We start from the raw sequence: 7659 nt of genomic DNA, 5'->3' as shown, positions 1-7659 counted from the left end.
TACTATTAACCACCGCTCGTTTTTTCTTCATTATAAACAAAAATACCCTATAAGATGACCTTTTTGAAAGTGTCTATCTTATAGGGTACATTTTAAAATTTAAGCAACCTATATTTATTTAGGACAGCCCCCTAAAATTTTAGAGCGAAACACCTTCACTTACTAAGATAGATTCCTGTAATTTTTTTATTGCCTTCCTTTGTATTCTTGATACATGCATTTGAGAAATCCCTAATCGTTCCCCAACTTCTTTTTGAGTGAGTTGTTCTAAATATGTAAGCTGAATTATTTCTCTTTCTCTCTCATCTAAAATACTCATAGCGTCAGATACAATCATTCTTTTATTGGTCATTTCAAAGCCGTCATCTTCTTTACCCATAATATCAAATAACGTTACTGTGCCACCGTCAGAATTTGACTCTATTGAATGATCCATAGAAAGAGCATGGTAACTACGGCTCATCTCCATAGCCTCTAAAACTTCTTCTTCTTCCACTTCTAATTGATCTGCGATTTCTATAATAGAGGGAGAACGCTGCAACTCAATTGTCAACGCTTCAACTGTTGTTTTAATGCGCGGCCCTAATTCTTTTATCCGTCTTGGTACATGAACATCCCACGTTTTATCACGTAAAAAGCGTTTTATTTCTCCAACAATCGTTGGTACAGCAAATGCTTCAAAGCTACGACCAACATCAGGGTTAAAACGTCTTATTGCACCTAGCAACCCGAGCATACCTACTTGAGTAATATCATCATAATGAGATTTACCATTCGAATATTTGCGTGCAATGGACTCAACTAAATATCGATAATGCATCACTAAATTTGTTTGTGCTTCATCATCCTCTGTTGATTGGTACAATGCAATCCACCTTAGTATATCTTCCTTGGACGAAGTTTTATGTGGTGATTCTTTCGACATTGTTTTCCACCCGCTCTCTAGCGACATACTTTGTCATAAAAACAGTTACGCCACCATCGTTATTTATCATCACCTCATCCATCAAAGTTTCCATTAAATAAAGCCCTAAACCACCTTCACGTAGACCCGCTATACCCTCTTCAGGATGATATGGACCAATTTTCGACTTTATTTCCTCAAAATTAAAACTATTGCCGTAATCTGCAATCATCATTTCTATTTTATTTTCATACAAAGCGCAACCAATGACGATTTCTCCTTCTTCTTCGTCCTTATACGCATGATGTACAACATTCGTTACCGCTTCACTTACTGCAATTTTTATATCCTCAATATCATCATAATTAAACCCAACCCGACTAGCTAAGCCAGAAACCGTCAATCGAATCACACTGACAAATTGCGGTTTTGCAGGAACCCTTATCTCAATATAATCAAATTCCTTCATTTTCGTAATCCACCTTTTTATCAGTTTCAATATCCATTAAATCGCTTAAACCAGTAATTTCAAACAACCTTTGTAATCTATTCGACAAACCAACAAGTTTAACCTTACCATTTTCACGTAACGTTCTTTTATAAAAGGCTACAAAAATACCTAACCCTGTACTATCCATATAATTAACTTTTGATAAATTAAGCACTATTTCTAATCCTTCAGTAATTTTCACTGCCTCTAATTCCTCCCTAAGACCTGAAGCAGTAAAAGTATCTATTTCGCCCTCGATAAATCCATATAGTTTATTATCAAGTTCTTTAAAGTGTATCGCCATGTCCATGCAGCACACCTCCACCATATTTTTTAGACTTTTTTTCTATTCCCGTAATTACAAAAATTCAAACCGAAATAACTATTTTTTTATAATTGTAACTGTAAAATCATCTGATAGTTTAAAATCCTGTATTTTTTCAATTTGCTTATAAAGAAGATTACATAATTGTTGAGCTGATAAGTATTTATTTTCCAATATTAATGATGTAATGACCTCTCGTGAATTCAATTCATCATGCGATCTGAATTCAGTAACACCATCCGTCATTATTATGACGATATCATTTTCTTCCAAAGCAATTTCATTATACGAATATTTCGTTTCTGGCAACACCCCTAGTAATAAACCTGTCGATTCCAAAGGGAAAAATTTATCATGTTTAGCACTATAATGGAGAGCTGGCTCGTGACCTGCAGAAGCATAAGAAAAAATACTTTTTCGCGTATCCAAGCAACCGTAAAACATAGAAACAAACATACTGTCGTCTACACTCTTTTCAATTACTCGATTGATGACCTCTAATACATATGAAGGATTTTTATATGCATATTCTAACGTTTCAAGGCCATATTTCACCATAGACATACATAATGCAGCTGGCACACCTTTACCTACCACATCTGTCACAGCTACACTCAAATAATCCTCTCGATTATATAAAAGATGTACATAATCTCCATTCATCTTCCGGATTGGGATAGATATCATTCCTATATCAATACTTGAAAGTTGTGGCACGTCTGTTTTAAGTAATGTTTCCTGAATGTTTGAAGCGATTTTCATTTCCATTTCATACTCAGCTTGTTTTTGTAATAAACTTTGGTGCTCCCTATGAGCCATTCCATAATGCACCATAACTTCGATAAGAAAATCATATGCAAGCTGTTCTTCACTCATTCTACGTGGAAATAGTTTCTCAACTGCGTTTTTATGAATACTTACAACATCCTCTGGAGATATATTCTTTTGGATTAACTGGCGAGTGAAATTTTGAGCAATATACAAATTCTTTTCAGTTTGATCGGCCATATAATCTGACAAAATCTTTTTATATTGAGATTCTAATCGTTCCAACAAAATTCCACATCCTAACGCAGCCATTTTTCAGCCCTTATCGTTGTTCCTTCTCCAATAACCGAGTGAATAACCATACTGTCCATCAGTCGATTAACGCCTGGTAAACCTGCACCAAGCCCTCCTGAAGTGGAGTAGCCATCCTCCATCACTTTCCGAACATCTTCTATTCCTGGACCTTGATCAGTTGCAATAACAATTATTTTCTTCTCAATGTCTGTCTCAACTTTTTCAATTTCAATGACACCTAACCTTGCATATAAATATATATTTCGAGCTAGTTCACTTATAGCTGTGGTGATTCGAGCCTGATCAACAGTGTCAAATCCAAGTGCCTTTGCTTCGTTACGCCCCAGTTGTCTTGCTGCTACTATATCCCACTCAGTAATAATTTCAACCGAAGACTTTATTGTCACTGCTGTCCCCCCAATTCCTTTCGGAGTTATACTGTTACACTTTTTTTCGACCTACTTAACTAAATACTTTAAATAATTTAATAATCTTATCAATTTTACCTTGGCGTAATCATTGTTGACGCTAAGCTTTCGCACAGACAAATCCCTGTTGTTGTATGAGGATAAAATGTATACCTTCTTAAACCTCTCGATATTTTTTCAAAAATCTATTCTAAATGTAGATTTCGAGTATATCTTAAATCTATTAATACCATTTTTGAATAGTGATTTCAATTTATGGTAATGGAGTATTTGAGAATACACTATCAATTTCGCCTTGGCGTAATTGCGTCTGGATTTTGAATTGTGTCCAGGCCTGCACGAGGGGCGACACGATGTCGGTCATTTCGGCAATGCCACAGGACGTGGCGTTTTTACCGATGCAGGTCAGTTAGCCGTTTTCGCAGGATGCGAAGGTTTTAGGCTAACATCCTTTATTCATTCCTTTGAAAATCCGTGACATCCGCCGGAGGCTTTGGGCCAACAGATGTTTTTTGCGCGAAAGCGAAGCGTCAGCGGCAGCAGCATGATGTTGGTCACTCAGTCGTTGCCACAGGACGTGGCGTTCTTAGACTGAGTTCCTCTATTTCAGTAGGTGTTTGGACACCTACTGAATGAAGATAAAAAAAGCATCGAGATGAAAATTCATCTCGATGCCTCTATACACATATGTATATCAAAATTTAACAAGCCCTAAACTAATCATCAATGCACCATCAACTTTCTCCATCAACGCATGGTCAAGTTGCGTAATACGATCTGTCAATCTTGACTTATCAATCGTCCGCACCTGCTCGAGCAGAATAACCGAGTCACGTTCAAAACCATACTTTTCAGCATTGATTTCGACGTGCGTCGGCAACTTTGCTTTTTGAATCTGTGCGGTAATAGCTGCGATGATGACAGTCGGACTAAATCGATTGCCAATATCATTTTGAATAATCAGCACCGGCCTAGTGCCCCCTTGCTCGGACCCAACTACCGGCGATAAATCTGCAAAAAAAACGTCACCACGTTTTACATTCAAAGTGTCATCCCCCGCTAACGAGACGCTCCACCGTATGTTGTGCTTCATATTCTGCATGCAAGCATTCACTTGCAATACTCAGATTAATATGAGACATTTCAACATATCCTTTCATCATAGCTTCCCGTATTTGATTTGGTTGCTCCTGCATTAAAACTTTGCGCGACAAAATACGCGCAATAGATTCACTTTCAATTACTTCCTTTGTTTGTAGAAATAGTCTGTCTTGAACAGCAATTGTAGCTTCTCTTAACTTTTTCTCGTACACAGCAAGCACCTCCAACGGAACCATCCACTTTTCATTACTCCCCATTCTACCATTGAAAGATATTGTTGAAAAGACACGAAATGACAAAATATCTGACAATTTAAAGTCCAAGTTGTAAAAATATGTAGGTTGTCGAAGGTATATGCCGATTCATTCACCTTGTAATATGTCACAAATTATGAATGACTCAGCTTCTCGGTAATCTAACATGGTTTTCAGTAGTTGTTATTCACCAAGTTGCTTAGTTGCTTTAGTATAGTATTCATTTTGTCCAAAAATGTTGCAGCTATTTAAGATCGCCTATACAAAATTCTTGAAGTAACATCTTCTATGTTGAATCTAAAGTCAAATGTATAATCTAGGAACTCTCGCTGTAATAATGCATGGTACTTCATAATTAATGGTTTCAAGCTTTGCTGCCCATTCATTCATTGAAATAACATTCTGTCCTTGACGACCAATGAGTGTTACTTTCTCACCTATAGCATATGCTTTTGGCAAGGCAACCATACATTGGTCCATACAAATTCGTCCAACAATCGGCATTCTTTGGCCATCAATAAGTACTTCTTGTCCACCTAATTTGCGAATTACTCCATCAGCATAGCCTACTGGTACCGTTCCTATCCACATATCCGAAGAGGCCACAAAAGTAGCTCCATAGCCTACTGAATCACCTGCTTGTAACTGTTTCACATGAACAAGCTCACTTTCAAGCGAAAACGCTGGCTGTAACGGAAATGGTAAAATACCTTCTACATAAGAAGATGGTGATAATCCATACATCGAAATACCATATCTAACGGCATCAAATTGTAAATGCGCATCTTTTACTAAAGATGTAGCCGTGTTTGATGCATGAACAAGTCTAGGTTTTTCAGGCAGTACAGTTACACATCTCTCAAAAAGTTGTACCTGTCTATCGAAGTATGATGTATCCTCTTCATCCGCAGTCGCAAAATGTGTAAATATCCCATCAAGCTCCACATTCACTGTATTCTGTATAGTTTGATATAGATCCAATAATTCTTGTTCTGAACGAACGCCAATTCTGCCCATTCCGCTATCTACTTTTATATGTAGTCGTAAAGGATCTGTTTCATTAGCTATGAACGGAGCCGCTTGCTGTACCCATTCACTTGCAAATGCCGTAAGGATTATGCGCTGTTGTGCAGCATATGGTACAAACGAAACTGGAGAGGCACCCAATATTAGTATGTCTGGCTCTTCAAAATGTGCTCGAATATGTAATGCTTCATCTGGCGTTGCCACGGCAAGCATTGTTGCCCCTGCCTCAAGTGCTGCTTTTGCAACGGCTACATCTCCATGACCGTATGCATTTGCCTTTACGACAGCAATAATTTGAACATTAGGTCGAAGTAACTTTTTCAAATTATTTACGTTTTGTTGAATTGCTTGTAAGTCTACAATTGCTTTGGTTGGTCTAAAATATTGCTGTGTCTTCATTAGAATACCCTCTTTATTTTTTATTAAAACATTATGTACGATCAAATTGCTTTTTCTTTACTGTTTTTACATAAGTTGTTCTATTTTAGACTGATTTTCTACATAACTTTTATCATATATGACTTAACACTTTCTAAACAGTGTTAATTTTCATCAAAACTGTACTATTTTACTTAACAAGCTACAGCTTTCCATATAGAAAGCTGTAGCTAGAAAAATCATTTCATACTACCTATCGTCATAGAAGTGGCAACTTCCACCATTTCTTCACGAGTCAATTTACTAGAAGCTACAAAGAATTCAACGCCATCCTTTTCCCAGCTAATAGATGTATCGGTAATAGCACCAATCGTAAAGCCTAAATCTACCGGATCACCAGGTGACGATACTGGCAACATTGCAGTCTCTTTCGTAACTGGTTGTTGCATGACCGTAAATGGCTTATCACCATCGAATGTTAAGATGACACGGTCCATTCCACCCTCACGCATTACTTTCTCTTCCACCATCTTCGTATTTTCCAATTTTACAACAGGGTAGTGTGTTTGGAACTCTTTATTTTCTGCTTCTGCACTTACTGCTTTTTTCCCTTCGTTTCCATTCGAGTTATTGTTGCTCTCCTTACCGTCTTTGTTATCTTTGTTATCTTTTTCTGGTGGTGTAGCTTGTTCACCTTTTGTTTCATCTGATTCTGTAAATTGGTCAACCGCATACTCTTTAGCCGCGTGTTGAACACCTAATTTTATATTTTTAAATGTGATACGAATTTGCTCTTCTTTTACATCATTCATAATTACTACGGAAGTTGGAAGCATTGTTTTCTTATCAACTGTTATAACTTGATGTGGCATACTATTTTTATAGCTATTTCTAGTAGCCGCTTCAAATATATATGCTTTGTCTTCCTCTTTCATGACTAAATTTTTATCTTGAGCTAAATCTTCTGCTAGTGCGCCTATTAAATAAGCTTGACTATTTTTCTTTGGCCAATCACTTTGGAATTTATACATTTTGTTTAATGTAGGTGTAACAACAAAAACTCCATCTGCATTTCGCACTATCATTTGTGAAACATCTTTCCCACTTTCTACTACTTCTACTCGATAGAAATCAGGTTTCGTATGCCAAACTGTTACATCATATTTTTTCGGATCTCCACCTGATTTAATCTCCATCGTAGCATTCAATTCATAACCATTTGCCTCTGCCCATTTCCCATTAACTTTCTTCAACACTTTTTCCTGTGAGTCTGTACCACATGCCGATAGAAGTAATATCGTACAAAGTAAGACGAGCCATTTAACTATACGGTTGCCCACGCTTTCACCCTTTCCTTCTTTCAAATCCACTACGACAATATATGAACCGTATTTGTCAGTTATGTCATTTGAACAAGGGCAATATATTTATCCTCACTCAGAAATTTATTTACTTTTAACTTCTTTCAGCGGGTGTTTGGACAACCGCTGAAATAGAGGAACTCAGTCTAAGAACGCCACGTCCTGTGGCAACGACTGAGTGACCAACTTCGTGCTGTTGCCGCTGACGCTACGCTTTCGCGCAGATGAAACCCTTTTGCTGTCGCTTCGCTTTCGCACAGACAAAACACCTTGTTGCTGTCGCTTCGCTTTCGCACAGACAAAACACCTTGTTGCTGTCGCTTCGCTTTC

General features: G+C 37.4%; 9 protein-coding genes. All 9 read right to left on the bottom strand.

Annotated elements, in window-relative coordinates; translation table 11 throughout:
* Positions 1-139: 139 nt before the first annotated feature.
* The gene (gene sigB, locus ABH968_RS27510) at positions 140-925 is read right to left on the bottom strand and encodes an RNA polymerase sigma factor SigB (protein ID WP_370049174.1); all 786 of its coding nucleotides are present in this window, start codon (positions 923-925) and stop codon (positions 140-142) included.
* Entirely contained in the window at positions 903-1373 is a 471-nt protein-coding gene (rsbW, locus tag ABH968_RS27505; RefSeq protein ID WP_370049172.1) for an anti-sigma B factor RsbW, read from the bottom strand. Before rsbW ends, sigB begins: the two co-directional genes overlap by 23 nt.
* On the bottom strand, positions 1360-1704 hold the full coding sequence (locus ABH968_RS27500; RefSeq protein ID WP_370049170.1) for an anti-sigma factor antagonist: 345 nt from the start codon (positions 1702-1704) through the stop codon (positions 1360-1362). Before ABH968_RS27500 ends, rsbW begins: the two co-directional genes overlap by 14 nt.
* 72 nt (positions 1705-1776) lie before the next feature.
* Entirely contained in the window at positions 1777-2772 is a 996-nt protein-coding gene (locus tag ABH968_RS27495) for a PP2C family protein-serine/threonine phosphatase (protein WP_370049176.1), read from the bottom strand.
* Positions 2773-2786: 14 nt separating this feature from the next.
* A complete protein-coding gene (locus ABH968_RS27490; RefSeq protein WP_370049168.1) occupies positions 2787-3188 on the bottom strand; it encodes an anti-sigma regulatory factor in 402 nt (133 codons plus the stop codon).
* A 715-nt stretch (positions 3189-3903) separates the two neighbouring features.
* Positions 3904-4254, bottom strand: a complete 351-nt coding sequence (locus ABH968_RS27485) for a type II toxin-antitoxin system PemK/MazF family toxin (protein WP_049663446.1) — start codon at positions 4252-4254, stop codon at positions 3904-3906.
* Between the two features lie 4 nt (positions 4255-4258).
* On the bottom strand, positions 4259-4522 hold the full coding sequence (locus ABH968_RS27480) for a hypothetical protein (RefSeq protein WP_370049166.1): 264 nt from the start codon (positions 4520-4522) through the stop codon (positions 4259-4261).
* A 345-nt stretch (positions 4523-4867) separates the two neighbouring features.
* Positions 4868-5989: an alanine racemase gene (gene alr / locus ABH968_RS27475; protein WP_370049164.1), complete on the bottom strand. Its 1122-nt coding sequence runs from the start codon at positions 5987-5989 to the stop codon at positions 4868-4870.
* 218 nt (positions 5990-6207) lie between these two features.
* The gene (locus ABH968_RS27470; protein WP_370049162.1) at positions 6208-7308 is read right to left on the bottom strand and encodes a LolA family protein; all 1101 of its coding nucleotides are present in this window, start codon (positions 7306-7308) and stop codon (positions 6208-6210) included.
* Positions 7309-7659 lie beyond the last annotated feature (351 nt).

The sequence above is a fragment of the Lysinibacillus sp. RC79 genome (assembly GCF_041262405.1).
GTDB lineage: Bacteria > Bacillota > Bacilli > Bacillales_A > Planococcaceae > Lysinibacillus.
This window is presented reverse-complemented; position numbering and strand designations above follow the sequence as displayed.